Raw genomic sequence first — 26,603 nt, forward strand, 5'->3', positions numbered from 1 at the left:
ATATACTAAATGGTGAGGTGTGCCGAATATGGATTATAAAGAATTAATGGTGTCCTGGATTGAAGAAGGGACGCTTAACATTCCGCAATTATTATTAACGAATTATCATACGCTTGGGTTAAATGAATCTGAATTTGTCCTTCTGCTGCAAATCTATGGAAAGATAGAGAAAGGGAACTATTTTCCGACTCCAGAGGAACTCTCTGAACATATGAGTATATCTCCGGAATACTGTTCTTCCATCTTAAGAAAGCTGATGCAGCACCAATTTTTAACCATTGAAGAAGGTGCATCACCAGACGGGATATTATTCGAGAGATACTCACTTTCCCCTTTATGGGAGAAACTTGCAGACTTTGTCATCCAATCTTCCAAGATGAAACAAATGCAAAAATCCATGGAAGAAGAAGCCGACATCTATTCGATTTTCGAGCAGGAATTCGGCCGTCCTCTTTCACCGCTTGAGTGTGAGACTCTTTCCATGTGGCTTGATCAGGATGAACATAATTCCACGATTATCAAAGCTGCTTTGCGGGAGGCGGTTATTTCGGGTAAGTTGAATTTCAGGTACATTGACCGGATTTTATTTGAATGGAAGAAGAATGGTGTGAAAACGATTGAGGATGCACGCAGCCAAAGTCAAAAGTTCAGACCCCATCAAAAATCAGCTGCTCAAAATGACACTCCCATAGCTAAGAGGAAATCGGTTCCTTTCTATAATTGGCTGGAACAATAATGAAAGTGTAAGGGGACTGCGCCCATCTTTAGGGTCAGTCCCTTTAATAGTGTATACTACATACGAAAGGTAAACAGAGTGAGGAGTAGATAGAGTGCTGAATAAAAAACAAATACAGATTTGCTTAGATGAAATGAGAAAGATGTTCCCGGATGCACATTGTGAATTGCGCCATGAAAATCCATTTGAATTGGTGATTGCAGTATTGCTATCCGCACAGTGCACAGATGCGTTAGTGAATAAAGTAACGAAGAGCTTATTCGAAAAGTACAAAACGCCTCAGGATTACTTAAATGTCACTTTAGAAGAACTGCAGCAGGATATACGTTCCATTGGACTATACCGCAATAAAGCAAAGAATATCCAGAAGCTGTGTGAGATTATTTTGGAGGAGCACGATGGAGAAGTCCCTGAACAGCATTCTGAACTTGTTAAACTTCCTGGAGTTGGTAGAAAGACGGCAAATGTAGTAGTGTCTGTAGCTTTTGGGGAACCTGCACTGGCTGTGGATACGCATGTGGAGAGGGTAAGCAAGCGCCTGGGGATCTGCAGATGGAAGGATAACGTGCTTGAAGTTGAAAAAACATTGATGAGGAAGATTCCTAGAGATGAATGGTCTGAAACTCACCATCGTTTAATATTCTTTGGAAGATACCATTGTAAAGCCCAGTCCCCGCAGTGCGATATTTGCCCGCTGCTTGATTTGTGCCGCGAAGGTCAGAAAAGAATGAAAAAGAAGGAAAAGATATGAAACTGGAATCCCAAGTAGTTCCTCAGCAAATTCATGACCCTTATCTTTATACAGAAAAAAAAGTGCAGGTATGTCTTGAAAAATACCTGGAAGAAGATTATTACTTTTCTCATGAAATTCTGTATTTCAATGGGGGAGAGGGGGAGGGTTCACCTTGGAGTAATCGTGAAAATGCCGTCAAAGATGTTATGGAATACTGGGAAATGGAAAAAGAGAAGATTACTGAACTACATAAATCCCGAAATAAACATGTACATATGTATGTAAAAAGAGGGCTTTGTTTATTCTATATGCTCCTGTTCTGGAGTAATTCAGCTCCGGTGGTATTAAGTGATTGGCAGCATAATATCGCGACTCTTTCTCTTAAACCGATAAATGCAGAAGAGAGGTTATCATTCATCAGGCAGAACTCTAAACTGTATCATTCCTTTGTTCAGCTGAGGGAATTATTCCAGGAGCAGCATAAGCAGTTTTCGAAGCATTTGGCCATCAGTAAACTGAAAAAGGATAAAAAGTAAGGCAGCCGGGAGAATCCCGAGCTGCCTTTTTTAACTTTTCTATTGATTGAATAAACCAGGCGAGTTTGAATCAGTACCTGAACCGCCGTCGCCGGTACCGCCGTCGCCAGTACCGCCATCACCGGTACCACCGTCGCCAGTACCACCGTCGCCAGTGCCGCCATCGCCAGTACCGCCGTCACCGGTACCACCGTCGCCAGTACCACCATCACCGGTACCGCCGTCATCAGTACCGCCATCACCAGTGTCACCGTCATCGCCGGTTCCTTCATCATCTGAAGGTGGGTTATCTCCTTCTTCTTCTTCGGTGTTGCCTTCACCATTACCGTTTCCATTACCTTGACCGTTTCCATTACCCCGGTCATCTTCATTTTCTTGTTCATCGTCATCTTCATTGCCTTTCACATTTACATTCACAGCAGCAGGATCGCTTCGCTGATCATCCTTGATGGCCACAACTTCAAAGGTGAATGTACCTGTGGACGTAATATTTTCAACGTTAAGGCCTTTTTTATCCGTGGTGGTGAGGACTTGTTTATTCTCACCATTAATTGAAACGGATACTTCGAATTGAACGTCTTTTTCCTTTTTACCATAATCCCATGCCAGGGTGATAGTTTTGTCTTTTTTATTGAATTTCCCTTTAAGGCCTTTTGGTGCATCGAGTTTATCGAATTCTTTAGAAACCTTTGTCGGTTCCGTTCCTTTTACAAACAGTTCAGTGATGATCTTGTCATCCGGAGTGTAGTCACTCGGCAGTTTTGCCGGGTTGCTTCCTTCTTCAACTTCAACTTCAACCACGCTTCCTGGTTTCTTAAAGTCAGCTGTGTCGACGCCTTCATGCACATAGCTCATCAAGTCTTTGACGATATATTGTGCAACGTGTCTATCCGTAGGACTTAACGAGAATTGATTTTGTTTATCATATCCCGTCCATACTGCAGCGGTGTAGTTTGTTGTATATCCGACAAACCATGAATCGGGAGCATGAGATTTAGGGATACCATTTGCTTCCCGTGTATCTTCGTTATAATTCGTTGTCCCTGATTTTCCTGCCATCGGGAGCCCTGAGACTTTTGCACGGGCACCTGTTCCTCTTGGATGGTCGATCACGCTTTTGAGCATATCAGAAATCATATAAGCCGTATATTCCTTCATTGCAGGCTCAGGTTTGTTATCGTTTTTGATTTCTGTTTCACCATCACGAAGGACGACTTTTTTCACTGTATGCGGTTTATTGTAAATCCCTTCATTCCCAAATGGGGCATAGGCACCGGCCATTTGAACAGAGTTCATACCTGGTGAAACCGCTCCGATTGAGGCGGATTCGTAATAATGATCGAAATCAAGTCCGAGGCGGTTCACGAATTCTTCAGCTTTTTCAGGGCCGACTTCCTGGAAAGCCTTCAAAGCTGTGACGTTCCGTGAATCCCATATAGCCTCTCTCATTGTAATATCGCCTTTGTGCTCCATATCATAGTTATTTATTTCCGGTCCATCTGTGTACTTATATGGCTCATCCTTCAGGATATGATACGTGGACCATTTCAGATACTCGACCGCCGGACCATAGTCAAGAAGCGGCTTGATCGTAGAACCAGGATGTCGTTTCGTATCTATGGCATAGTTGAAACCGCGTTGAACTTCTTCCTCGGTATTTCTGCCTCCGCCGATAGCGCGGATCTCACCGGTTTGAGTGTCCATAAGTGTGATACCTGCCTGCATGATGCCACCTTCCTGGTCAGGGTAAGTGAAGCTTGTGGCTTCTCCTGCAAGGATTTGTTCAACACGCTTCTGTGCATTCGTATCGAGGGTAGTATAAACTTTCAAACCATCCGAGAATAGATTGAAGTCGCCCATTTTTTCTACTTCATCGATTACTGCGTCCACATACGCAGGGTATTTATTTCCGTTTTCTGCTTCCAGCTCTTCTTCAGAAACCAACCCTTCCTTGATTGGGATCTTTTGAGCTTCTTCTTTTTCTTTTTCGCTGATTTTTCCATGCTGTGCCATCAGCGAAAGGACGATATTTCGTCTCTTCTCGGCACTTTCAGGATGTTTAAAAGGGTTATAGTTGTTTGGACTTTGAGGCAGTCCTGCTATCAAAGCTGCTTCGTGAAGTTCAATATCTTTAATTTCCTTGCCGTAATAATAGTCAGCTGCAGTTGCCATCCCATGGATACCTGCAGACATATATACTTTATTGAAATACATTTCGAAAATCTCTTCTTTGGTATATTCCTGTTCAAGTTTAAGTGCCAGCCATGCTTCCTGGGCTTTCCTCTTAAGCGTCTTATCAGGGCTGAGGAATGACCCCTTGATTACCTGCTGGGTTATGGTGGAGGCACCTTCTGAACCAAATCCGCCTGTAATATTGGCAATAACAGCCCCGCCCAGACGGATTAAGTCAATCCCATTATGCTTATAAAACCGATTATCTTCGGTAGCTAAGACTGCGTCCTGCATGGTTTGAGGAATTTCATCGAAGTTGGCATACTCTCTATTTTCCTTCCCCACGGTTGTAATCAGTTCGCCATTCATATCATAAATCTCTGACGCTACTGGGTCTTTCAGCAATTTTTCGTCGAGCTTCGGAGCACTTGATGCATAGTATGCAAATAATCCAGCACCAGCTAACATACCTATAATTCCTATAATAAATAATGAAATAATGACACGTTTCACCATAGAGCCCTTTTTTGTTTTCGGGGTTTTAGACTTCTGCTGGGCCAGGCGCTTTTCTTCTCTTGACTTATATTGACCAGCCATATTGTTTCCTCGCTTTCAATCTTCTGTCTTTTTAGTATTATCTAAGTTCTGATTTATACTACTTATAATGAGATAAACTCTAGAATAGCTCATTATTGAATATCTAAAAATATAACTGATGGACTATTTTTAAGTAATCGACCCTCGGATGGAGTCCTAAAGGTATCCTAAAGCCCGCTTCTTCGATTTCCTCTTTTCTGATTGATTTTCTTCCACCGCTGATCATCCGCTCCCAATATATTTTCAGTGCCTCGAATGGAAGTAAAAATACTTCTTCCGACAGCGAGAACCGGAGCAAGACGAAAGTGATGCCTTCCTGAATAAAAACACTCTCCATATGTTTGATTTGATGTTCATGAAAATTTTGAAGCGGAAAGGAGGTTTTGTTTTTTGTTTCCTTCGCTTCAAAATCAATATATCGGCTTTTATATACCCCGTTATAGTCAGTGGTGGATGGCTGCTTGAAGTAAGCCTCCTTGATTACAGCTGCACTCCTGGTTGGATAATGAACATCCACGATTTGGACTGGAGTCGGTTTTTTATGGATAACGGCTGTTTTGTGTACCAGATAATATTGGTTGGTTTCATTAATATCCTCTTCTAAAGTCATCCCGCGGTTACTGTAAGAGACTTGTTTGACTTTCGTTTTTTTAGAAGATGATTTCGTTTCCATATACTGTTTTCCATTGGGATAATGGAATTTCATGGTAATACACCTCGCAGACTAAACTATATAATAACAGAAACCGCTCCATTTTGTGTGAATAATTCATTACAAATTCCTTAAGATATGAATAAAAGAGAGAAGGGGATTCGATGGATGAATTCACTAATACCTATCGCTTTTTACCCTATATACCAGACTTTAAACAACATAAACGGGATTGGATCGATTTTCTTTACCGTATTGTATGTCATCACAATCAAGATAATATTACAAGAACCATTGCTTATCAAAGTTTTTACCTTCTACATCCGGAAATTAAATGGTCGTTTCTTGCATCGATGGTTTCGAGAAACGCAGGCTGGAACATGACTGATTTAGAAGGAGAAACCTTCAGGAATTTGTTAACCTCCGAGACCAGAAAGAATCTATTCATGACCTATGAAAGAGCAAATTGGTCCATATTTCAAGATGCTTTTCCTCAACTTCTTATCTATCACTATTCGACGTTATATAAGGAGGAAATGTTTCACCTGCTCAAGGATTTTCAGGTTTCTTCTTTTATGCAGGAAGAATGGAATCTTTTTTGGGAGCATAGAAATGAGGATAGATTAGTGCAATCCCAGATTATTAATGAGCAGAACTTGATACAGAAACCGGTGATTGATCATCCAGTTTATAAAAAGAAGGTATTCCGTTCGGGATTATTTTTTATAGAGGATCATCTCCATTTTTGTTCCGTTGTATTCCCTTCCCAGAATGGGGAACTTATCGGAGCAAGTGTCCACGACTTCAGAAAATTGGATGACCGCATCAAACTAGGGAATATTCTTTATCAAATATTGTTTCACAATGATTACTATCCGTCATTTTATGATTTTGCCCGGAAGGTAAAGCCTACCGGATCAAGGAATGATTATGAAGGCTTTTGCGCGTCTTCTCTTACAAGGACCAACACGCCATCACTCACTAGTGTTTACGATAAAGTGGATCATCATTGGGAGCTGGAAGAGGATTGGTCTCATCACACCAATGTAAAGAAAGCATGGTATCACAAACCCTCACTGCCGGAAGATCCTTGTATGACAAAGTGGTTTTTCCATAAACAGAAACAGTTGAAGAAGGTTGCGTGGTTGAAATCGATGGTCATAAAAAATAAAGAAAGAACTGCCGGCAATTGAAAGCCGGCAGTTCTTTCCTTTCGTCTTATGCTTGTCGGGCCTGCCCAAGCCGCCTCCGCTTTTGTTATCATCCAGCTCCGGCGGCTAGGCCCTCGAGGTCATAAGCCAAGTCTGCCTAAAAGGCAAAAAACGCCTTTCCGGCAGACTCGTCTTATGCTTGTCGGGCCTGCCCAAGCCGCCTCCGCTTTTGTTAAGTGGCAGGTCTGTTTTCGCCTTCTAGTTTTGGGTTGCCTTTTGATGCTTTTGTTTGATGCTGGTTTGATTCAGTTGGTTGTTTTGAGTTTTTGTTGTTTTGTTTTTTCATATGGACACCTCCGCTACTATTATTTGAGGTTTGACCTGTTTTATTCGGCTGCTGTCGAAAAATAATAGGGTAGTTGTCCTAAATGCACTTTCTTTGACGAAACACTTCTAGTTTTGTCAGGAGGGAAGGGAAAGGATTTTTCAAATAGAATACCTAATATAAATCCAAAAAAAGCCGGGAGGAAGAAGAATGCTTCCAAAACAAGATATTATGTTAAAGTTAGCCGAAATTGAAGAAAGTTTGAATCAGCTCGAACAGAGTGTATATGATCGGATTTCAATGGAGGAAAAGGTCGAGGGTTCAAAACTCTCTGGAAAAATTGAAGAGCTTGAAGATAGACTCTCTATAGTGGAAAGCAGGGCAGAAGCAATCATCAATAGAAGAGAACATTCCTATCTTGTCCAAAAGCTTGAATTATCATATAAGACGTCATAAACTTACTATTATAAGTAGCATTTTTGCTACTTTTTATTTTGGGCTAACATTGTCCTGGGGGTTTTTATTTGGAACAATTAATATATGTGACTGAAGAGTTATCTGCATCGGTGGAAATAATGATGAATGAATATAAAAAAAGACGGGAAACGGGTGCAAAAGGTGATTTTTATCAAGAAGTAAAGCCTTTTGCAGATCGAATCAAAGAAATGAATGACAAGTGGAAAGAACTTTCTCTCGATTGGATAAAAACCGAGCGTCCAAAACATCTTCACTTACCACAGGTCATGAATACTTATGATAATATTGAAATGCTTTCTGTCCATTGCTTCTTCCCGGAGTCGAGTTATAACCGCTTTATCAGTCATCACCAATCTGTTCAATATGTGCTTCGCACTCTGCTCGAAGAGTTAAAAGATTAAATAAAGGGCTTCCCTCGGGAAGCCCTTCAAATTTCATTCTTATAGTGTTGGAACTGTACTCTTATCGCTGAGGTTAATTTGCCTTACAAGTTCTTTATAGTTTTGCAGAGAAATTTCATTTGAAATGTATAGTTTTTTTGTTAACATTAGAAGTTCCGGTCCGTCGGTGGCTTGGCACTGCTTCTGATTCTCGTACTTTTTCAACAATTCACTAAAGTTCATACTAATTCCTCCTCATACATTAATTCTAAGGCAACCTTCTACTGATTATCCTACCATAGAAAGCCCTTTCTCTAAGTTGTTAGAAAAATGTAACTTCCGACAATTTCTGAGGGTTTGTCGAAAAAGCTTTTTGGGTCCTTTCACCATATGAACCAGTATTTCATACTTTGTAGTAACCGTAATAAAGTAAGGGGGCTTAGTATGAATTCACGTCATTATCGTCAACGCTATCAAAATTATTATCCTTATCCAAATCCCTACCACCAAAGTAATATGGGTCAAATGGAAAATTACCCAATGCATGGAAACGGTCAGCATTTTCCGCCGCCATACCAATATTCTCAGACACCCGTTCGCCCAAACAGTCAAATAAATCAAGCAGGATACACGAATCCATATTTTGAAAATCCTCTTCAGCACGAAGAATATAATCCTTATCAAATGAAGGCGATGCAGCAGCAGTCCTACGCAAATCCTTATCCAAAAGCATCGTTCATGGCAAAACCTACTAACTCGGGAATGGGAAGCATCATGAACTCATTTAAATCCCAGGATGGTTCATTTGACTTCAATAAAGTGATGAACACGGCAGGGCAAATGATGGGTGCAGTAAATCAGGTCTCTTCACTCGTGAAAGGGCTTGGCGGAATGTTTAAGCTATAAGAAAAGAGCAGCTGAATCAAGCTGCTCTTTTTGCTGGGGACTTGTTGAAACGTCAACCGGAGAAGTCTTTATTCAATACTGATTTTCTTGCCGGATTGTTTCTCCACTTTTACTTGTAATATCCCGTCTTTATAAGATGCTTTCACATCTTTATCATTTACAATGGATGGAAACGGAATCGTCCGGCTGCTTTTGTTCAAGGATTGTTTTCTTCTGATTGTTTGATTTTTTTCATTTTCCTCAGAATAAATCTCCTTATTGATAATGGTAATGGTAATGAAATTAGGAAATACTTCAAGGTTGATCTGGTCTTTTTTCACTCCTGGAAGTTCAGCGGTTATCAGGTAATATTCAGCATGTTCTTTTAAATCGACGGGGAAGGAATTAAAAGGGTTGGAGGCAGATGTGAAAAAATCATCTATACTCTGCAGCATTCCCCTCATTGGTTTTTCATGGAAGAATTCATTCATTGACTGCATCAGGTCTCCAAAACCTTTTTTCCTGGAAGGATCATTTGAAAAATGACTGGTCATAGGTGGTATCTCCTTTCGGGACAGATCTTTTCATATTAATGTATGAACTCTTATTGTATTTGTGCCTATCTCACTTTTGTTTAAAAATCTGTGGGGGAGGAAAAATATAAACAAAATCAAAAAGGGGGAGAAATGATGGAAAAGCAGCATGTAGGAGAATTTGATTTAGCTTTTCAAGATCGCGGTGAAGGGGAAGAGACGGTCATACTTCTTCATGGATTTTGCGGGAGCTCTGCATATTGGCAGGAAGTAGTTCCTTTACTGGATTCCTCCCGAGTGATCACAATTGACCTTAGAGGACATGGTGAATCCGGAATAAGCGATTCTGCTTTCAGCATAGAAGATTTGGCGAAAGACATTCATTATTTTATGGATCAAAAACAGTTGGAAAATGTTTATTTATTCGGCCATTCTCTAGGCGGGTATGTGACTCTGGCAGTGGCGGATTTATATGGAGAGAAATTAAAAGGGTACGGACTTATTCATTCAACGGCACTGCCTGACAGTGAAGAAGCAAAAGAAAACCGATTAAAATCGATTGAATTGATCAAAGGGAGTGGACTTAATACATTTGTGGATGAACTCGCTCCAAAATTGTTCAACCCTGCAAAAAAGCAAGAACTGACAGATGAAATCCGGCTTACGAAAAATATTGGATATGAAACCAGCCCGGTAGGAGCCATTGAAACCCTTAAGGCAATGAGGAACAGAATCGATCGTTCCGATATAGTAAAGAACAGCAGAATCCCCGTACTTCTAGTAGCCGGTGAACATGACCAGATCATACCGAAAGAAAAAGTCTTCCAGGAAGAATCATCCCATACACATACTAAAGTACTGACAGACTCGGGCCATATGGGATTATTCGAGGAACCTGAACAGCTTGCTTATACACTGAAAGAATTTATAAACAGGCGCTGATATAGCTGATTATTGTAATTATTGTCATAAACGTATCTAGCTGTTTATTGGAGTGCAAGACGAAGACTCCGGCGGGAAAAGCGAGTTAGGTGAGACCTGTCCAGCTCCAGGGCTTAGAGGCACATGTCATAAGTCAAATCGACCAAGAAGGCAAAGAACGCCTTCGTGGTCGATTCGCCTTATGCCACCCGCCTCTGAGCAAAGCCCTTCCGCTTTTCTAACCCGCAGGAGCGCAGCGACGAGGAGGCTCACCAACCGCCTCGGAAAGTTAATTCTTGCACGGAAATCAACAGCGGAGTTGATAATTGGATGTAAACAAGAAATAACAAAAAATCCGGCGAATCCATGGCCGGATTTTTTATTTTTACATTCGAACATAGATTCGATAAAATAGAATCTAGAGGTGAAGAAGATGTTTAGAAAAAACAACCTTCAAGAAATAATAGAACATTTCAAAAAAGACGAACAATTCAGTAAACAAATTATACATTGGCAAACAATAGATGAAAAACCTGCAACGTATACAGATATTCCGGATGAGATTGACGCACGGATAAAAAAAGCTCTGCAAGGAAGAGGAATCGAAAAACTTTACAGCCATCAGCACGATGCATTTCAGCTTGCAGTGAAAGGAAAGAGTTTTACTGCTGTGACTCCTACTGCATCAGGTAAAACATTGTGCTATAACCTTCCAGTCTTACAAACGATCATGAAGGATCCAAATGCCAGGGCGCTGTATATCTTTCCGACAAAAGCTCTTGCACAGGACCAGAAGAGCGAACTCAATGAAATCATCGCTGAAGCGGGTGCCTCCATCAATAGTTATACATACGACGGGGATACATCGGCCAATATCAGGCAGAAGGTCAGAAAAGCGGGGCATATCGTGATTACAAATCCAGACATGCTACATTCAGCCATCCTGCCTCACCATACAAAATGGGTTTCATTATTTGAAAACCTTAAATATGTGATCATTGATGAACTTCATATTTATAGAGGGGTATTTGGTTCACATGTGAGCAACGTCATCAGAAGGCTGAAACGAATATGTGAGTTTTATGGGGCTTCACCAGTTTTCATTTGTACATCCGCTACAATCGCCAACCCTAAAGAATTGTCTGAACATCTTACTGGTTCTGAAATGGAACTTATCGACAATAATGGAGCCCCAAGCGCCAAAAAGCATTTTGTTTTCTATAACCCCCCTATTGTCAACAAACCTCTGAACATAAGGAGAAGTGCTACACTGGAAGTGAGGAGGATTGCCGGTGAACTGTTAAGGAATAAAATACAGACCATTGTATTTGCCCGCAGCCGGGTAAGGGTGGAAATCATCCTCACCTATTTACAGGAACTAGTAAAGAGTCAATTAGGAGCAAAATCGATTCGCGGGTATAGGGGCGGCTACCTTCCTACCCAAAGAAGAGAAATAGAAAAAGGGCTGCGTTCAGGTGAAATTTATGGCGTCGTCAGCACCAATGCGCTTGAATTAGGTGTGGATATAGGCCAGCTGCAGGTGTGCATCATGACAGGGTATCCAGGGACCATTGCCAGTGCCTGGCAGCAGGCAGGGAGAGCTGGGAGAAGACATGGTGAGTCACTTGTCATCATGGTGGCAAGCTCCAGTCCGCTCGATCAATTCATTATTGATCATCCTGACTACTTCTTCGAGCAAACACCGGAAACAGCCAGGATCAATCCTGATAACTTAATCATCCTGATTGATCACCTTAAATGTGCTGCATATGAACTTCCTTTCAAAGATGGGGAACAATTCGGTTCACATGAGGTAGAAGATATTCTTGAGTTTCTGGCAGAAGAGAAGCTTCTTCATAAGAACGGGGATAAATGGTATTGGATGAATGATGTTTTTCCGGCCCACAATATCAGTCTTCGTTCCGCTTCCCAGGAAAATGTAATCATTATTGATCAAACCGATATTGCAGCTGTTAAAGTCATTGGGGAAATGGACCGGTTTTCTGCGATGACACTTCTTCATGATGAAGCCATCTATTTGCACCAGGGCATTCAATTTCAGGTGGAGAAACTGGATTGGGAAGAAAAGAAAGCCTTTGTCCGGGAGGTGGATGTCGATTACTTTACCGATGCCAATCTGGCCGTTCAGCTGCGCGTGTTGGAGACGGACAAACAACGAAGTGCGGGCTCATGTGAAATTGCCTATGGCGATGTAACCGTTCAGGCGATGGCCACAATCTTTAAAAAAATCAAGTTCGATACACATGAAAACATCGGTTCCGGTCCCATCCATCTTCCCGAGGAAGAACTTCATACCAACTCCAGTTGGATTTCCCTTAACGACAGCTCCTCTTTCACACAAGAACGCTTGGAAGAAGGTCTGATCGGTGCTGCTCAAAGCTTAAAGTCCATTATCCCGCTTTATGTGATGTGCGACCCGAGTGATATCTTTGTCGTACCTCAGGTGAAAGCGGCCCATAATGATAAACCGACCGTGTTTATCTATGACAGATATCCAGGCGGAATCGGCTTAAGTGAAAAAGTATATGAACAGATTGAACAGGTTCTTTCTGAGGCGAAAAGATTGATTGAAGGTTGTCCGTGTCAAACGGGCTGTCCTTCATGTATCGGAACTGAGCATTCCATGAAAACAGCAAAAGCTGATTCATTAAAATTGCTTGAATTATTCATTCACTGATGAATAAAAGGGGGGAGAAAGTGTCTCTTAAAAATAAACTGAACAGAATGAAAAAACACATTGTGAGAGAAGAAGCAGAGAAGGTCAAGGATGCAGGGGAAACATTTGATATTACCGATACTGAACTTCCTCATAAAGAAACGTGGAAAAACCATGGAACCACGACATATTTTGTCGATGATGATTTTTGTCTGGTAAGGGAAAAAAGATATCCTCTTGACCATAAACATGGAAAATATAGATTTAAGGATCTCGTCAGCTCGGTTGCCGCGTGGCAGGATTTCAAAGGCACTCATCCACTCTCTTCTAAAGGTTTGTCCCCCGAAGACTTGTTTTTCTTCGATACGGAAACAACGGGGCTTGGAGGAGGGGTCGGCAACACGATCTTTTTGCTTGGTCATGGAAGGATCGATGGAGATGAAGTGGTGGTGACACAGCACTTCCTTCCACAGCCGGGAAGTGAGATTCCCCTCTATCACAGTTTTTTGAAGAAAGTTGATTATAATACGCTAGTCACGTATAACGGCAAAGCCTTTGATTGGCCCCAGGTTAAAACAAGACATACCCTGATTAAAGACCATGTGCCGAAACTTCCTGCATTCGGGCATTTTGATTTATATCACGGGTCCCGAAGGCTTTTTAAACACAAAATGGAGTCTGTGAAACTGATTAACGTTGAAAGGAAAGTCCTTGAATTTGAAAGGGTGGATGATGTGCCTGGTTATCTTGCCCCTATGATCTATTTCGATTTCATTGAGAGAAGGGATCCGGAAGGTATTTTAAGGGTGATGCAACATAATGAACTGGATATTCTTTCATTGATTACTTTATATACACATTTAACCTTTCAACTGCTTGAAGTATCTGAGTCATCTACAGAGCAGGAAACATTCGAAGCAGGCAGATGGCTGGAATATACAGGTAACGGGGACATGGCTAAACAACGGTTTGAACATATCGTTAATGATCGAGGGGACCAGCACCATGAATCCATTCACCATTTAGCTTTCAGGTATAAAAAGGAAAAGGATTTCGATAAAGCCGCACAACTATGGGAAGGAATAGGCAGTGATTGTCCATTCAGAATAAAAGTCATCGCTCTTGAGGAATTGGCGAAAATCTATGAACATAAAATGAAGGATTATGATAAGGCACTTGAGAAGTGCGGGGAACTCGAGGGGCTTATTATGAATGAAGTTGAAATGCAAGATGGGTCAAAAGCCCAGAAGCTAAAGCAACTTTATACCCGGATTCACCGTGTAAGTTTAAAAATCCAGAGGAAGAAATTGACTTGATTTGAATCACTTTCTTGAATCTAGTAAAATAACGTAAATTTATGGTCCATTCTTCTTATTTATATATTGAGAATTTTCACAAGTAGTTGTAAAATGAATAATTGTGTGGAAATTATTTATGTTTAGATAGGATGATGAAAATGAACCGTGCGATTTTAATCTTATTCTTTGTCGTCATTGGTTTAACGGCGTTTTTCTTTACTAATTATTCTGAAACTTTATACAGCTTCATGTAATGGGGATAAGTGATTGACCTTTTCCAAAGTCTTTAACATTCCCCATGTAAGCAATAAAAAAAATAGGTATTTTCATTAGTACATGTTCTCTACCCCTTTCATAGGCTATTAATGTAACTATATCATGATGATGAAAGGAGAACATGACTATGTTTTGTAGACCAAGACCAAGACCAAGTAACGTGCTTCCAGCAGTTATGCACCCTACACAAAATTGTGTAAACCAGACTTTCACTACCTACGAGGTGCCGCATATCCACCCGCAGCATACAACTACAGTAAACAATATCCAATATCAGCACAAACACTACTTCCCTCAAACTCAATCTGCAGTTGACAGTGTCACGAACCAGCAGTTTAACTGCGGAGGAGGTCCGGGTCCGGGATTTGGCCCAGGAGGACCCGGCGGCCAAGGATTTGGCCCGCGCCCCCGACCGCCTTTCGGACTATACTAATCAGTTGAATTAGAGGTAAATATTCAAATTTCGGGTGACTTCAAGATTCCTTCAAAAAGGCTTTTTTTCATGAGAAATGGTGGAAATGCAGCTGAACGGGGTAAAGGGATGTATGAGGTCACCCTCCTCATTTGCTTAAAATATGTTACAATAAGTATGAAGAATAGGGCAGACTATAAATAACTTAGCTTACTTATCACGATCCTTAGTAAGGGAGTTTTGCTTTTTGAGCAAGGTTGCATGCTTAACAGGTTATAAATCCTTTGAGCTCGGAATATTCAAGCAAGATGATAAAGCCATTTACTACATAAAACAGGCATTAAAAAAAGAATTGCTTTCTCTATTGGATGAGGACCTGGAGTGGGTAACAATAAGTGGTCAGCTTGGTGTAGAGCTTTGGGGAGCTGAAGTGGTTTTTGAACTTCAGGAAGAACATCCCGACCTTAAGCTCGCGGTACTGACACCATTCCTCAACCAGGAAGAGAACTGGAATGAAACCAACAAGGAATACTATGAGATGATACTTGCTCAGGCTGATTTTGTAGACTCAGTGTCGAAAGAGCCTTATAAAAGTCCTCAACAGTTTAAAAACCGAAATCATTTATTTCTAAATAAAAGTCAATTTCTTGTCATTTTATACGATGAGGAAAAAGAGGGGTCTCCAAAATATTTTTATCAGGATGCAAGAAAATATCAAGAACGTAACCCTCATTTTCAAATACGGGGGATCTCATTTAATGATCTGCAATGGGTAGTGGAAGAAGAACAATGGAAAAATGAGTAGTCATTAAAACGTCAGAAGCTTTATTATAGTGTTTGCTGCCTGCTCCCCCTTAAAATTATTTGACAAAATGAAAGTAATTTGAAAAAATGAAAAAGATAAATATAGAGGTGAATGCGATGATCTCAGATAAAGTGAAGTTAACAGCTAAAGATATTCTCGAAAAAGAATTCAAAAGCGGAATGAGAGGCTATAAGTCTGAAGATGTAGATAAATTCCTTGATTTAATTATTAAAGACTATGAAACCTTTCATCAGGAAATAGAAGAACTTCAACAGGAAAACATGCGCTTGAAAAAGCAGGTTGAAGGTGCGAACAAGCGTCCTGCTGCACAGCCGCAAGCATCAGGCACAACTAATTTTGATATCCTTAAACGTTTATCAAATCTTGAAAAGCATGTGTTTGGAAATAAGCTTTACGATTGATATCCCTATCGATAATGACATCTATTTCCAGTTGATTTGAGTAAGATATTACTATATAATTAGTTATTGCTGATCCTTAATAGCGTTTGGGTAATCGCTGCAGCTTTTGCTGTAGAGGAAAGTCCATGCTCGCACGGTGCTGAGATGCCCGTAGTGTTCGTGCCTAGCCAATTCATAAGCTAGGGCAGCTCATAATGAGTTGACGGCAGGGAAAATACCTAAGTCCCTTGGGATATGGTATGACTACCTTGAAAGTGCCACAGTGACGAAGTCCTGTTAGAAATGGCAGGAGTGGAACGAGGTAAACCCCACGAGCGAGAAACCCAAATTTGGTAGGGGAACCCTTTCGGAGGAAACGAACGAAGGAAGGGACAAAGGTTTTTACCTTTGTAGATAGATGATTACCACCTGAGTACGAGATGACAAGTCGCTTGCAGTACAAAGGAACAAAACATGGCTTACAGAGCGCTATTTCAGGAGAAGACAATAATTCTTTGACTACAAGCACAAGTGACTGATACATTCAGGTAAGACATTACCTTAGGTATCAGTCCTTTTTATTTTTAAGATCTTTTCTTAAGGCCTATTTTTAACATAAAATTGACTATAATAAGATAGAGAATAGAGACGAACGAGGTGTAACATATGAGTACATATACATTAATTGCAACTGCAGCAATGGGGCTCGAGGCAATCGTAGCAAGAGAAGTGAAGGATTTAGGGTATGAATGCCAGGTGGATAACGGGAAGGTCATCTTCAAAGGAGACGAAACAGCTATCGCTAGAGCGAATATGTGGCTTCGTACCGCTGACCGCATCAAAATACTGGTGGGAGAATTCAAGGCCTATTCCTTTGATGAACTGTTTGAAAATACAAAAAAACTGCCTTGGGAAAGCTATCTTCCGGAAGATGCTGAATTCCCTGTTCAGGGGAAGTCTGTCAAATCAAAGCTATACAGTGTGCCTGATTGTCAAGCAATCGTGAAGAAAGCCATTGTAGAAAGATTAAGAAAAGCGTACAAGAGAACCTCATGGCTGGAGGAAACAGGACCATTGTACAAAATTGAAGTTGCCATCCATAAAGATACAGCCAGCATCACCTTGGATACAAGCGGCCAGGGCCTTCATAAAAGAGGATACAGAATCGGCCAAGGAGAGGCTCCTCTTAAAGAAACCCTTGCTGCTGCGCTAATAAAATTGACGACTTGGAATCCCGATCGTCCTTTCCTTGATCCATTTTGCGGCTCAGGAACGATTCCCATTGAAGCAGCACTTATCGGACAAAACATTGCACCCGGTTTCAATCGGGAATTTCTATCAGAGAATTGGTCTTTTATCTCAGGCGATACTTGGGATAAGGCCCGTATGGAGGCAGAGGACCTGGCGGATTACGACCAGCCCCTCGAAATATTCGGGACAGATATCGACCACAGGATGATCAACGTTTCCAAAGAGAATGCCTTAGAAGCTGGACTCGGGGATCTTGTGAAATTTAAACAGATGCAAGTAAGGGACTTTGTTACGGATTTGGAATACGGAGTGGTAGTCGGCAATCCTCCATATGGTGAAAGACTCGGGGAAAGGCCGGAAGTTGAAAAGATGTACAAAGAAATGGGACAGGCATTCGAGAAACTGGATACTTGGTCTGTATATATGTTGACATCCCATGAAGAGTTCGAACAGTTTTATGGTAAATCCGCTACGAAGAAACGAAAGCTCTTTAACGGATTCATCAGGACGGATTATTATCAATATTGGGGACCGCGTCCTCCGAGAAAAGATAAGGGCGAAGATTGATAAGAAAAATTTAACCGAAAGAAGAATATTCCCCATACTCCCTGCGTAAAATAGTGCTATCATTTTTCAGGGGAGTGAATAGGGGATGGAACATTCTCTAACGGATTATCACAAGATTTATCAGGCGCTGGAAGGTTCTTTATCATCAATTTCAATGGAACATGAAGGAACTGAGACCATTCAGGAAAGTTTGATGAATGCAAAGATCAATTTAGACAAAGCATTTCAATATGAACTGCTTAGACAAAACAGAATATACGACTAAACCCAGGGACACTCCATACAAATGGCTATATCCCCTTTGTATAGGGTGTTTCTTTTTTTTGTCCGTAAATCACCAGCGGAGTTTACGCTGCAAAAAATCTAATAGATTAACAGTAATGCGGGATGCAGGAGGTCAAAATGAAAAGAAAATTACCTTTCAATTTATCAAAAGATCAATCCTTTTATGAAGCACTTTCAGATTGGGTCGGAGATGTCTTTTACGATATCCTACCCGAAAAGGGATTCGATCTTCGGGATGAGCAAGTTTTTATGGCATTTCAACTAAACCAGGCGTACAAACAGAAACAAGTCATGTTTGCAGAAGCTGGCGTCGGGACAGGTAAGACATTCGTGTATCTGCTATATGCATTGTCTTATGCACGTTATACAGGTAAGCCTGCTATCATCGCGTGCGCAGATGAAACGCTGATTGAACAACTTGTGAAAAAAGACGGGGACATTCAAAAACTTGAACAAGCACTTGATTTAAATATAGATGTAAGATTGGCCAAATCAAGAGAACAATATCTGTGTATTAAAAAGCTTGAAGAAAAACTTCATATGAATGAAGGCTTCCACGACATTTGGGAAGGGCTGCCCGCATTCGTTCACGAAACAAATTCAATGAACAGATTCACCCATTACGGTGATCGAAAGGATTATGCCCAGCTGCCAGATGAAGAATGGAATGAAATCGGCTGGGACTCGCTCCAGGATTGCATGTCATGTGTTTACCGTCACCGCTGCGGCCAGACACTTCATAGAGAACATTACAGAAATTCTGCGGACCTGATCGTTTGTTCTCATGACTTTTATATGGAACATATTTGGACGAAGGACTCGCGTAAAAGGGAAGGGCAGCTTCCATTATTACCGGAAGCAAGTTCGGTCGTTTTTGATGAAGGGCACTTATTGGAGTTTGCCTCTCAGAAGGCAATGACCTATCGCATGAGAATGGAAACACTGGAAGGACTGCTTGAAAGATTATCCGCTTCTGACATGAGGGAAACCACACTTTACCAGATTGAAGATATTATGCTCGCGAATGAGAAATGGTTTTCGTTATTAGAAAAAGAATCAAGGACTGAAGTCGGAACGGTTCGACAGTATATCTCCCGCTCTTCAGCGATTATAGAGCAGGGACGACTGTTAACTGAAAGCATTGAAAACCTTTTGAATGAACTTGTGTTTGAATCGGAAATGTATGTAATGGATGATTATTTATTAAAAGTAGTGGAGGAATATTTAGAACAGATTCAGTACTCGCTGAAGCTATTCCTGGAAGATGAAAAAGGGATTTACTGGCTAGAGGCATCTGAAGACGAGCATACTTTCGTCGTCATGCCAAGACTGGTGGAAGAAATACTCCGGACAAAGGTGTTTTCTCAAAACATTCCTTTCATCTTCTCATCTGCTACCTTATCGTATAATCGCGATTTTTCATACGTAGCTCAGTCACTTGGGATAAAGAACTTCGAAAAATTTTCGGTGGAGTCTCCTTACGACTACGACGATATGATGACAGTATTTGTACCTGAGAATCTTCCCGGCAATGAAGCGAAATTCCATTATGCGATGGAACATCTCAAACAGAATAATGGTAAGTCTCTTTTGCTGTTTTCTTCAAAGGAAGAGATGAACGCGTTCAGAGACCATTATCAAAGCGATTCTGATCAAGAATGGAAGGTCATCTTCGAAGGGGATAAAGAAATCAGTCATACAGTAGAAGAATTTCAGAATGACCACTCTTCTGTGTTATGTTCTTATCATTTATGGGAGGGACTTGATGTACCAGGGGAATCCCTTACGCAGGTGGTGATCGTATCCCTGCCGTTCCCTCCAAAAGACCCAGTGTTCGATGCAAAGCGAAAGCATGCAGGGAATTCAATAGAGGATGTGGATATACCATACATGCTGCTCCGCATGAGACAAGGAATCGGACGCCTGATCCGGACAAGCGAAGATCACGGTAAAGTACACATTTTATTAAATCAAGAAGAATCTGCATACAGTGATCTTTTGAAATCAATACTGCCTGTCAAAGTGGATACAATGAAGGTATAAGTTGAGAAGAGTCGCCTGATTGGCGGCTCTTTTTTACAATGTTTTCTAAGCTTTATTTGTGAATGTTAAATATCCATTCTTCCAAAGTTTTGTTATAGAAGTCTCACTCTCATCCATTATAGAAGTATTTGTCAGAAAAATATGATAAAATAAAGGGGATGTTTACTAAGGGGGCTTTAAGATGAAAGAAGAATTAGTAGAAATGAGAAACAGCTTTCTCGATTATGTAAAAAAAATGACTGCTTATAATGAAGCACTTGGATTGATGTTCTGGGATTTAAGGACCGGTGCTCCAAAAAATGGAGTAGAACAGCGATCAGAGGTTATCGGCATGCTGTCATCCGATTTATTTGCAATGTCCACTTCCAATGAAATGGCTGCATATCTTGCAAAGCTTTCTCCAGAGAAAGGTCAGTTTGATGAACGAACTCAAAGATTGCTTGAAGAATGTCAGAAGGAATATGACCGAAATAAAAAAATTCCTGCTTCTGAATATAGAGAATACGTAGTACTGCAATCAAAGGCGGAAAATGTTTGGGAAGAAGCCAAGTCCAAAGCAGACTTCGAGATGTTTCAGCCTTATTTAGAAAAGTTGGTATCTTACACTAAGAGATTCATCCATTATTGGGGATATGATAAGAATAAATATGATACCCTTCTCGATATGTATGAACCTGGTGTGACAGTAGACGTACTGGATAAAGTATTCGGAGAATTGAGAGATAAGATTGTACCGGTAGTACATAAAATTTCTGAGTCTGAGAACAAACCTAATACCGCCTTTCTGTTCGAACATTTTTCAAAAGAAAAACAAAAAGAATTCAGTTTAAAAATCCTTGAGCAAATGGGATATGATTTTAATTCAGGGAGGCTGGATGAAACCGTTCATCCTTTTGCGATAGGTTTAAACCCCGGTGATGTAAGGGTAACAACCAAGTATGATGAAAGTGATTGGAGAACGGCTGTATTCGGGACGATCCATGAAGGGGGACATGCCCTTTATGAACAGAACATCTCGGAGGATCTCGTCGGCACCCCTTTATGCTCGGGAACGTCAATGGGCATTCATGAATCACAATCTTTATTCTATGAGAACTTTGTGGGAAGAAATTATTCTTTCTGGAAACAAAATTACGATCTGCTTAAACAACATGCTGGCGGGCAGTTTGATTCAGTGGATATTGATCATTTTTACAAAGCGATCAATGAGTCAAAGCCTTCATTAATCAGGATTGAAGCAGATGAACTAACCTATGCGTTACATATCATCATCCGCTATGAAATTGAAAAAGGCTTGTTCAACGACGAAATTGAGGTAAAGGACTTACCTCGGATCTGGAATCAAAAGTATGAAGAGTACCTTGGAGTCAAGCCTTCTCATAATGGTGAAGGTGTCCTTCAGGATGTTCACTGGGCAGGCGGCAGCTTTGGGTATTTCCCTTCATATGCACTGGGATATATGTATGCAGCCCAATTCAGAAAAGCGATGCAAAAAGACATTCCCGACTTTGATGAGCTTCTGGAAAAAGGCGATCTTACACTTATCAAAGAGTGGTTGACAGACCATGTCCACAGATGGGGCAAAATGAAACAGCCGCTGGAGATCCTGAAGGATGTGACGGGCGAAGGGTTAAATGCTTCGCATCTTTCAGATTATTTAATCGAAAAGTATACCAAAGTATATTCACTGTAATACAATAGAGGAGGCAATGGAGATGAAGATTCGTACCGTTTCATTAGAAGATAAGCTGCTTGTAGGCATGGGGTGGACGGGACCTTATGGAAGAGGATCCGAAATTCCTGAGTTGTTTGCAAGATTTGCAGAAATGATCCCGACCATCAGACATCTCAGTAATGGCTCCTCGATCATTGCACCATTTCATGACAGAGCCACTGATTTCACGTATTACTGTACAGTGGAAGTCGAGAGGGTCGAAAATATTCACCCTGATTTGATTGAGCTGTCACTACCAGCAGGAGAATATGCTCATTCCCTTTATGAAGGCAGTTCTAGTGAGTTGGAAGAAGCTTATTTTTCCATTTTTAACTGGATTAAAGAAAATGGTTATGAAAAAGATTATTCCCGCTTGAGTATCGAAAAATATTTAGAGCAGGACCGGGAGATCAATCTTACTGAAGATAAACGGAAGTTGGAGTTATATGTTCCGGTGAAGAAAAAATAATAGATAGACCGCTCCGGGTATGGGAGCGGTCTATCTTTGTCTAACTAAGTGTGAAGTCGCAAATTTAAGTGCAAACTACCGATTTTCAAACAATAAAAAATCTCTAAAAGAAGTTTAATTCTTTTAGAGATCTTTTTTTATGATTGGCGGCATTGTGCAAAGCCGTCTGCGCTTTTCTTTCTACCAGACCTTGAACCCTTTTGAAGGTGGCGGGCCATTCTGGAACATATCCATGAACGGTACAGTATAGGCTACAAGAATGAGAGCCGCAAGGACTGTAAGCCAAATCTTCCAATTTTCAAGAACCATAGGGGTTTTTTCTGAACCTTCCGCTTGTTCTCCAACCGGAAATTCTTCTTCTCCTTTTGGAGCGAAGAAAGCGAGATTAATAAAGATATACAGGACCAATATGATGCCGATAAAGAGAATTGTACCTCCGATTGCTTGAGCAACCTGATATGGAATCCAGTCAAGTGCCTGCTGTGCGTCACCATAAGTAGAGAAGGAAGAACGTCTTGGGGCACCTAATAAACCTACAGCATGCATAGCACCGGACATGATACCCATTCCAACTGTCCATACGATCGCCTGCACGATCGCCATCTTATTCATTGCTTTCGTTAAGACACGCCCTGTCAAATGGGGGACGAGCCAGTAAGAAATCCCGAAGAACGTCAACACCACTGAAGTGGCGAGTGTCAAGTGAAAATGACCTGTTACCCAGATCGTATTGTGGACAACCTGGTTCATCTGATTGGAAGCATTGATCAATCCGCCGGCACCTGCGGGAATAAAAGCAACCATCCCGATAAACGGTACAGTGAAACGGGCATCGCCCCAAGGCAGCTTCTTAAACCAGCCAAACAAACCTGTACCACCCTTTGAGCGTCCGTACATTTCAAAAGTGGCAAACAAAGAGAAAGCAGTCATTAACGAAGGGATGACAACCATAAATGTAAGCACTACCTGCAAGAACTTCCAAAATGCATCAATACCCGGTTCTACAAGCTGATGGTGGAAGCCGACAGGAATAGAGAATAAGAGAAACAAAATAAATGATAATCTCGCAAGGGAATCAGAGAAGATTTTAGCTCCGATGATTTTCGGTATGATTACATACCATGCCATATAAGCCGGCAGCAGCCAGAAGTAAACCAGTGGATGTCCGAAATACCAGAACAAAGTCCTGCTGATAAGCACATCAACTCTTTCAACCAGTCCCAGTGACCATGGAAGCAGCTGGAATAGAACAGTTCCCGCGACTCCTAAAGTAGCAACAATCCATAAAACAGTATTGATGATAGCCATGAATGTTAAGAGCGGACTGGATTCACCAGGATGTTGTTTGCGCCACTCTACATATTTCATGATCATACCTGCTCCGCCTAACCAGCTCCCGACCACCACGAACGTCAATCCGAGATAGAAGATCCAATGCGCTTTAAGCGGTGCATAAAAAGTATAAAGGACAGTTGCTTCGTTTAACAGAATCATGACTGCTGCCATTACTGTCCCCAGCAGCATTACCCAGAAGCCGAGCCAGCCGAATAAACGGGAAGTACGAGAATAAGTGCCTGATGTTCTTGAAATGGCTGCATGTTGAAAACCTAAGATAAAAAACGTAGTCAAAACAAGACCAAGTAGTACCCCGTGAACAGTGAGAACCTGATAATAGCCGATTCCTGCAGGTAAAGTGAAACTTCCTGAACGGACCAGCACCTGCAGTAAACCTGCCAGTCCTCCAAGAGCCAGGGCGATAAACCCTACATATATATGAGCCATTGCCAGCTTGCCGTCTTTGCGGTCAATTTTAATAATACGTTCAGACATTTTAGTCCACCACCTTAATCATGGATTTCATCGTATGATGACCAACTCCACAGTATTCATTGCATACTACTAAAAATTCGCCAGTCTTATCTAATGTTGTTGTATATTCACTGATGTAGCCTGGCTCGAGCATCATGTTTATGTTTGTACCTGCTACTTCAAAGCCATGAATCACATCTTTGGTAGTAGCGATTATTTTTAACGTTGCTCCTTTAGGAACTTCTACTTCGCCTGGGTTATATAAGAAAGTGGAAGCCACCAATACCAATTCGTAATCCCACTCTTTACCTTCCACTTTTTTTAGCCCTGGCTCATCAAAAGGTGCAATCGCATCCACTTGTTCCGGATTAATATAAGCCTTCGCACTTGGAGGCTGATGACCTTGGTGAAAAGCACTGATACCTAAAATAATTAAAAAGATAATAAGAGAGCCGGTTCCGAGAGTCAACCACCATTTTTCATAACGATGCATATGCATGTTCAATCACTCCTTCTTCCATTAAAAACGATTAATAAATAGTAAAAATACTCCAATCCACGAAAGAACCAAGAAGCCTCCCAGCAGTAATACAGAAGTTAAAGTTCCTTTCAAGCTGGACGAATCTTCCACCTTGGTTTGAGTTTTTCTGTTCAATTCAGGATTTGCCATAATGCTCACTCCTTTCACCTTTCAGGTGATATTCTGGATTACCCTAATCATAATTCCCTGAGCAGTAGTCCATCTGTGACAAATATCACACCTTAGGGGATTAAATGTGAAATAAATGTGAAGTTTGTCACACGAATAATGGAGCTATGGGGTTAATGAGGAGAATTCTCCTGTTCCATTGAAGATAGAAGCTGCATAAACTGTATTGAATAAATTGTCGGGAGGGTGAAGAAGTGGAAAAGTATTACTGTGATAAATGCTGTCAAATATATAATGAGAAAAGAAGATGTTCGTTTTGTGGTACACTGGTTGAAACAAAGATTCATATACAGGTCCATTCTCAACAAAGCAAGAAAGAATAAATAAAGAAGTCAGGAGTGTTTATCTTTCATGTATTTACCTTCTTTTTCACTCAATAATAAAACAGCGGTCATCACTGGTGCAGGCCGAGGAATAGGACGAGCTTTAAGTATCGGATTGGCAGAGGCAGGAGCAGATGTGGTCTTGCTGTCAAGGACTAAAGCAGACTTGGAAGAGACGGCAGCAAGCATACATGCATTGGGAAGGAACGCATATATCGTGCCCACTGATGTAACTTCCAGAGAGGAAATTCAAGAGGCTGTAAGATACATAGAAAAACAAGGTTTGACAATCGATATATTAATTAATAACGCTGGTATGAATATCAGATCGAATGCGTTTGAAGTGACAGATGAAGAATGGAAGACCATAATGGATACCAATTTGAAATCCGCCTTCATGATGAGTCAGGAAATAGGAAATCATATGAAAGAGAATAGAAAGGGTAAGATCATCAATATTGCTTCTGTGGCAGGTCACGTTGCTCTTCGGACGGGGGTTGTTTATGCAGCGACTAAGGCAGCCATGATTCAAATGACTAAAGTTTTAGCATTCGAATGGGGAACGTACAATATAAATGTAAACAGTATAGGTCCCTGGTATTTCAAAACACCTTTGACAAAGGAACTTCTTAAAAACAAGGAATATGTAGACGATATATTAGCGGTCACCCCTTTAAAAAGAATTGGTGAACTAGATGAGCTGGTAGGCCCGGCAGTGTTCCTTTCCTCGGATGCGGGTAACTATGTAACAGGTCAGACGCTGTTCGTCGACGGAGGCATGACCATACAAGGGTTTTAATCTGCCATAAAATATTGGATGAGAGCAAGACCTAAAGAAAGCGGACACACCGAGTGTCCGCTTTTCTAAATCATTCATGCTTCGATCATGAAGAGGATGAGAAAATCCCCAACATTTTCGATGGTCATAGGAAGTTGTATAGCTTGATGAAAACCGTATAACTTCGATTCTCCTGCAATGACTGTCGGTGTAGTGATATCCACATTGTGCCCGCTTTGGGCGATAGAGGTGGCGAGGTTCCCGACGATCATATTCCCTAATTCACCGGCAAATGATTGAAGCATTTCACCCGCCAATGGCATTCCGAACATTGAAGCTGCCAGAGCCTGGAAACTTTCTTCATCTCCATCAATGACGAATCTGCCCCTGGTATCTCCGGTCATCCCTATTAAAACACCAATATTATGCTTGTTATAGGGTTCCCTTAATGAAACTGGCTCATAGACAGTCACTACTAACGGAATCACCCCTTTTAAAGATGTGATAAAGTTATCTAATAAATCCGTGACACTGCTTGTTAACGTCATGTCGAATCCTCCGGAAATTTGTCAAAATTATTATATCATATTTCCTAGGATGAAAGTCTTGTAATCTTGGGTTGGTGTGAATTTTATAGCCCATATCATTCGGAGGTTCAGAAAATAAATAACTTCGCGGGAAGTTTCAT

General features: G+C 41.1%; 27 protein-coding genes and 1 other RNA gene. 20 read left to right on the forward strand and 8 right to left on the reverse strand.

Translation table 11 applies throughout. The features are described from left to right. The first annotated feature begins 28 nt into the window (after positions 1–28). From AAEO50_RS10280 to AAEO50_RS10290, 3 genes are all read left to right on the forward strand, one after another. Positions 29–736: a DnaD domain-containing protein gene (locus AAEO50_RS10280; protein ID WP_341983185.1), complete on the forward strand. Its 708-nt coding sequence runs from the start codon at positions 29–31 to the stop codon at positions 734–736. Positions 737–830: 94 nt separating this feature from the next. Continuing rightward, positions 831–1,487: an endonuclease III gene (nth, locus tag AAEO50_RS10285; RefSeq protein WP_341983187.1), complete on the forward strand. Its 657-nt coding sequence runs from the start codon at positions 831–833 to the stop codon at positions 1,485–1,487. Further along, positions 1,484–2,005 carry a YpoC family protein gene (locus AAEO50_RS10290; protein WP_341983189.1) on the forward strand — a complete coding sequence of 174 codons (522 nt, stop codon included), beginning with the start codon at positions 1,484–1,486 and terminating at the stop codon, positions 2,003–2,005. Before nth ends, AAEO50_RS10290 begins: the two co-directional genes overlap by 4 nt. Positions 2,006–2,044: 39 nt before the next feature. Here the strand turns inward: AAEO50_RS10290 and AAEO50_RS10295 are convergent, their stop codons facing one another. Then, positions 2,045–4,774, reverse strand: coding sequence for a PBP1A family penicillin-binding protein (locus tag AAEO50_RS10295; protein ID WP_341983191.1), 2,730 nt, complete (start codon positions 4,772–4,774; stop codon positions 2,045–2,047). 103 nt (positions 4,775–4,877) lie between these two features. Further along, the gene (recU, locus tag AAEO50_RS10300; RefSeq protein ID WP_341983193.1) at positions 4,878–5,480 is read right to left on the reverse strand and encodes a Holliday junction resolvase RecU; all 603 of its coding nucleotides are present in this window, start codon (positions 5,478–5,480) and stop codon (positions 4,878–4,880) included. Positions 5,481–5,590: 110 nt separating this feature from the next. Between recU and AAEO50_RS10305 the strand changes: the two genes are divergently transcribed. From AAEO50_RS10305 to AAEO50_RS10315, 3 genes are all read left to right on the forward strand, one after another. Further along, a complete protein-coding gene (locus tag AAEO50_RS10305) occupies positions 5,591–6,619 on the forward strand; it encodes a DUF2515 family protein (RefSeq protein WP_341983195.1) in 1,029 nt (342 codons plus the stop codon). A gap of 493 nt (positions 6,620–7,112) precedes the next feature. Further along, positions 7,113–7,358, forward strand: coding sequence for a hypothetical protein (locus AAEO50_RS10310; protein ID WP_341983197.1), 246 nt, complete (start codon positions 7,113–7,115; stop codon positions 7,356–7,358). A gap of 68 nt (positions 7,359–7,426) precedes the next feature. Then, positions 7,427–7,780: a YppE family protein gene (locus AAEO50_RS10315; RefSeq protein ID WP_341983199.1), complete on the forward strand. Its 354-nt coding sequence runs from the start codon at positions 7,427–7,429 to the stop codon at positions 7,778–7,780. Between the two features lie 39 nt (positions 7,781–7,819). On the opposite strand, the gene yppF is transcribed toward AAEO50_RS10315, so the two are convergent. Then, positions 7,820–8,002: a YppF family protein gene (gene yppF / locus AAEO50_RS10320; protein WP_341983201.1), complete on the reverse strand. Its 183-nt coding sequence runs from the start codon at positions 8,000–8,002 to the stop codon at positions 7,820–7,822. Between the two features lie 201 nt (positions 8,003–8,203). Between yppF and AAEO50_RS10325 the strand changes: the two genes are divergently transcribed. Further along, on the forward strand, positions 8,204–8,665 hold the full coding sequence (locus AAEO50_RS10325) for a YppG family protein (RefSeq protein ID WP_341983203.1): 462 nt from the start codon (positions 8,204–8,206) through the stop codon (positions 8,663–8,665). Between the two features lie 68 nt (positions 8,666–8,733). Here the strand turns inward: AAEO50_RS10325 and AAEO50_RS10330 are convergent, their stop codons facing one another. After that, entirely contained in the window at positions 8,734–9,198 is a 465-nt protein-coding gene (locus AAEO50_RS10330) for an Hsp20/alpha crystallin family protein (protein WP_341983205.1), read from the reverse strand. A gap of 135 nt (positions 9,199–9,333) precedes the next feature. Between AAEO50_RS10330 and AAEO50_RS10335 the strand changes: the two genes are divergently transcribed. The 12 genes from AAEO50_RS10335 to AAEO50_RS10390 all read left to right on the forward strand — a co-directional run bounded on the left by AAEO50_RS10335 (position 9,334) and on the right by AAEO50_RS10390 (position 22,296). Then, positions 9,334–10,119, forward strand: a complete 786-nt coding sequence (locus AAEO50_RS10335) for an alpha/beta hydrolase (RefSeq protein ID WP_341983208.1) — start codon at positions 9,334–9,336, stop codon at positions 10,117–10,119. A gap of 412 nt (positions 10,120–10,531) precedes the next feature. Next, positions 10,532–12,796 carry a DEAD/DEAH box helicase gene (locus AAEO50_RS10340; RefSeq protein ID WP_341983210.1) on the forward strand — a complete coding sequence of 755 codons (2,265 nt, stop codon included), beginning with the start codon at positions 10,532–10,534 and terminating at the stop codon, positions 12,794–12,796. Positions 12,797–12,843: 47 nt separating this feature from the next. After that, positions 12,844–14,091: a ribonuclease H-like domain-containing protein gene (locus AAEO50_RS10345; protein ID WP_341983212.1), complete on the forward strand. Its 1,248-nt coding sequence runs from the start codon at positions 12,844–12,846 to the stop codon at positions 14,089–14,091. A 385-nt stretch (positions 14,092–14,476) separates the two neighbouring features. Beyond that, a complete protein-coding gene (locus tag AAEO50_RS10350; RefSeq protein WP_341983214.1) occupies positions 14,477–14,782 on the forward strand; it encodes a CotD family spore coat protein in 306 nt (101 codons plus the stop codon). A gap of 226 nt (positions 14,783–15,008) precedes the next feature. Further along, positions 15,009–15,566, forward strand: coding sequence for a DUF1273 domain-containing protein (locus tag AAEO50_RS10355; protein WP_341983216.1), 558 nt, complete (start codon positions 15,009–15,011; stop codon positions 15,564–15,566). Positions 15,567–15,682: 116 nt separating this feature from the next. After that, a complete protein-coding gene (gpsB, locus tag AAEO50_RS10360; RefSeq protein ID WP_341983290.1) occupies positions 15,683–15,988 on the forward strand; it encodes a cell division regulator GpsB in 306 nt (101 codons plus the stop codon). Positions 15,989–16,070: 82 nt separating this feature from the next. Beyond that, positions 16,071–16,454: RNase P RNA component class B (gene rnpB, locus AAEO50_RS10365), an RNA gene on the forward strand. A gap of 179 nt (positions 16,455–16,633) precedes the next feature. After that, positions 16,634–17,785 (forward strand): class I SAM-dependent RNA methyltransferase, encoded by a 1,152-nt coding sequence (locus tag AAEO50_RS10370; RefSeq protein WP_341983218.1) that lies wholly within the window; start codon positions 16,634–16,636, stop codon positions 17,783–17,785. 85 nt (positions 17,786–17,870) lie between these two features. Continuing rightward, a complete protein-coding gene (locus AAEO50_RS10375) occupies positions 17,871–18,050 on the forward strand; it encodes a hypothetical protein (protein WP_341983220.1) in 180 nt (59 codons plus the stop codon). A gap of 137 nt (positions 18,051–18,187) precedes the next feature. After that, on the forward strand, positions 18,188–20,113 hold the full coding sequence (locus AAEO50_RS10380; protein WP_341983222.1) for an ATP-dependent DNA helicase: 1,926 nt from the start codon (positions 18,188–18,190) through the stop codon (positions 20,111–20,113). A 181-nt stretch (positions 20,114–20,294) separates the two neighbouring features. Next, entirely contained in the window at positions 20,295–21,806 is a 1,512-nt protein-coding gene (locus AAEO50_RS10385) for a carboxypeptidase M32 (RefSeq protein ID WP_341983224.1), read from the forward strand. 22 nt (positions 21,807–21,828) lie between these two features. Beyond that, positions 21,829–22,296 carry a GyrI-like domain-containing protein gene (locus AAEO50_RS10390; RefSeq protein ID WP_341983226.1) on the forward strand — a complete coding sequence of 156 codons (468 nt, stop codon included), beginning with the start codon at positions 21,829–21,831 and terminating at the stop codon, positions 22,294–22,296. A 180-nt stretch (positions 22,297–22,476) separates the two neighbouring features. Here AAEO50_RS10390 and AAEO50_RS10395 read toward each other — a convergent pair whose 3' ends face one another. The 3 genes from AAEO50_RS10395 to AAEO50_RS10405 are packed head-to-tail and all read right to left on the reverse strand — an operon-like array spanning position 22,477 to position 24,775. After that, positions 22,477–24,126 (reverse strand): b(o/a)3-type cytochrome-c oxidase subunit 1, encoded by a 1,650-nt coding sequence (locus AAEO50_RS10395; protein ID WP_341983228.1) that lies wholly within the window; start codon positions 24,124–24,126, stop codon positions 22,477–22,479. A 1-nt stretch (position 24,127) separates the two neighbouring features. Further along, complete coding sequence (locus AAEO50_RS10400; protein ID WP_341983231.1) at positions 24,128–24,604, reverse strand: cytochrome c oxidase subunit II; 477 nt, start codon at positions 24,602–24,604, stop codon at positions 24,128–24,130. Positions 24,605–24,625: 21 nt separating this feature from the next. After that, positions 24,626–24,775 carry a cytochrome c oxidase subunit 2A gene (locus AAEO50_RS10405; RefSeq protein WP_341983233.1) on the reverse strand — a complete coding sequence of 50 codons (150 nt, stop codon included), beginning with the start codon at positions 24,773–24,775 and terminating at the stop codon, positions 24,626–24,628. Positions 24,776–25,165: 390 nt separating this feature from the next. Between AAEO50_RS10405 and AAEO50_RS10410 the strand changes: the two genes are divergently transcribed. After that, complete coding sequence (locus AAEO50_RS10410) at positions 25,166–25,936, forward strand: glucose 1-dehydrogenase (protein ID WP_341983235.1); 771 nt, start codon at positions 25,166–25,168, stop codon at positions 25,934–25,936. 74 nt (positions 25,937–26,010) lie between these two features. Here the strand turns inward: AAEO50_RS10410 and AAEO50_RS10415 are convergent, their stop codons facing one another. Further along, positions 26,011–26,463, reverse strand: a complete 453-nt coding sequence (locus tag AAEO50_RS10415) for a chemotaxis protein CheX (RefSeq protein ID WP_341983237.1) — start codon at positions 26,461–26,463, stop codon at positions 26,011–26,013. Between the last annotated feature and the right edge of the window lie 140 nt (positions 26,464–26,603).

Origin of the sequence: Rossellomorea oryzaecorticis, from assembly GCF_038405515.1 — a bacterium.
Taxonomy (GTDB): Bacteria; Bacillota; Bacilli; order Bacillales; family Bacillaceae_B; genus Rossellomorea; species Rossellomorea oryzaecorticis_A.

What these genes read in the sequence shown, in the direction of transcription:
- AAEO50_RS10325 (WP_341983203.1), top strand. Translation starts at nt 8,204, where the DNA reads ATGAATTCACGTCATTATCGTCAACGCTATCAAAATTATTATCCTTAT.
- AAEO50_RS10330 (WP_341983205.1), bottom strand. Translation starts at nt 9,198, where the DNA reads ATGACCAGTCATTTTTCAAATGATCCTTCCAGGAAAAAAGGTTTTGGA.
- AAEO50_RS10335 (WP_341983208.1), top strand. Translation starts at nt 9,334, where the DNA reads ATGGAAAAGCAGCATGTAGGAGAATTTGATTTAGCTTTTCAAGATCGC.
- AAEO50_RS10400 (WP_341983231.1), bottom strand. Translation starts at nt 24,604, where the DNA reads ATGCATATGCATCGTTATGAAAAATGGTGGTTGACTCTCGGAACCGGC.
- AAEO50_RS10310 (WP_341983197.1), top strand. Translation starts at nt 7,113, where the DNA reads ATGCTTCCAAAACAAGATATTATGTTAAAGTTAGCCGAAATTGAAGAA.
- AAEO50_RS10390 (WP_341983226.1), top strand. Translation starts at nt 21,829, where the DNA reads ATGAAGATTCGTACCGTTTCATTAGAAGATAAGCTGCTTGTAGGCATG.
- AAEO50_RS10370 (WP_341983218.1), top strand. Translation starts at nt 16,634, where the DNA reads ATGAGTACATATACATTAATTGCAACTGCAGCAATGGGGCTCGAGGCA.
- AAEO50_RS10410 (WP_341983235.1), top strand. Translation starts at nt 25,166, where the DNA reads ATGTATTTACCTTCTTTTTCACTCAATAATAAAACAGCGGTCATCACT.
- AAEO50_RS10295 (WP_341983191.1), bottom strand. Translation starts at nt 4,774, where the DNA reads ATGGCTGGTCAATATAAGTCAAGAGAAGAAAAGCGCCTGGCCCAGCAG.
- recU (WP_341983193.1), bottom strand. Translation starts at nt 5,480, where the DNA reads ATGAAATTCCATTATCCCAATGGAAAACAGTATATGGAAACGAAATCA.
- AAEO50_RS10415 (WP_341983237.1), bottom strand. Translation starts at nt 26,463, where the DNA reads ATGACGTTAACAAGCAGTGTCACGGATTTATTAGATAACTTTATCACA.
- AAEO50_RS10350 (WP_341983214.1), top strand. Translation starts at nt 14,477, where the DNA reads ATGTTTTGTAGACCAAGACCAAGACCAAGTAACGTGCTTCCAGCAGTT.
- AAEO50_RS10305 (WP_341983195.1), top strand. Translation starts at nt 5,591, where the DNA reads ATGGATGAATTCACTAATACCTATCGCTTTTTACCCTATATACCAGAC.
- AAEO50_RS10345 (WP_341983212.1), top strand. Translation starts at nt 12,844, where the DNA reads ATGAAAAAACACATTGTGAGAGAAGAAGCAGAGAAGGTCAAGGATGCA.
- AAEO50_RS10340 (WP_341983210.1), top strand. Translation starts at nt 10,532, where the DNA reads ATGTTTAGAAAAAACAACCTTCAAGAAATAATAGAACATTTCAAAAAA.
- AAEO50_RS10375 (WP_341983220.1), top strand. Translation starts at nt 17,871, where the DNA reads ATGGAACATTCTCTAACGGATTATCACAAGATTTATCAGGCGCTGGAA.
- AAEO50_RS10290 (WP_341983189.1), top strand. Translation starts at nt 1,484, where the DNA reads ATGAAACTGGAATCCCAAGTAGTTCCTCAGCAAATTCATGACCCTTAT.
- gpsB (WP_341983290.1), top strand. Translation starts at nt 15,683, where the DNA reads ATGATCTCAGATAAAGTGAAGTTAACAGCTAAAGATATTCTCGAAAAA.
- AAEO50_RS10280 (WP_341983185.1), top strand. Translation starts at nt 29, where the DNA reads ATGGATTATAAAGAATTAATGGTGTCCTGGATTGAAGAAGGGACGCTT.
- yppF (WP_341983201.1), bottom strand. Translation starts at nt 8,002, where the DNA reads ATGAACTTTAGTGAATTGTTGAAAAAGTACGAGAATCAGAAGCAGTGC.
- AAEO50_RS10405 (WP_341983233.1), bottom strand. Translation starts at nt 24,775, where the DNA reads ATGGCAAATCCTGAATTGAACAGAAAAACTCAAACCAAGGTGGAAGAT.
- AAEO50_RS10385 (WP_341983224.1), top strand. Translation starts at nt 20,295, where the DNA reads ATGAAAGAAGAATTAGTAGAAATGAGAAACAGCTTTCTCGATTATGTA.
- AAEO50_RS10380 (WP_341983222.1), top strand. Translation starts at nt 18,188, where the DNA reads ATGAAAAGAAAATTACCTTTCAATTTATCAAAAGATCAATCCTTTTAT.
- AAEO50_RS10395 (WP_341983228.1), bottom strand. Translation starts at nt 24,126, where the DNA reads ATGTCTGAACGTATTATTAAAATTGACCGCAAAGACGGCAAGCTGGCA.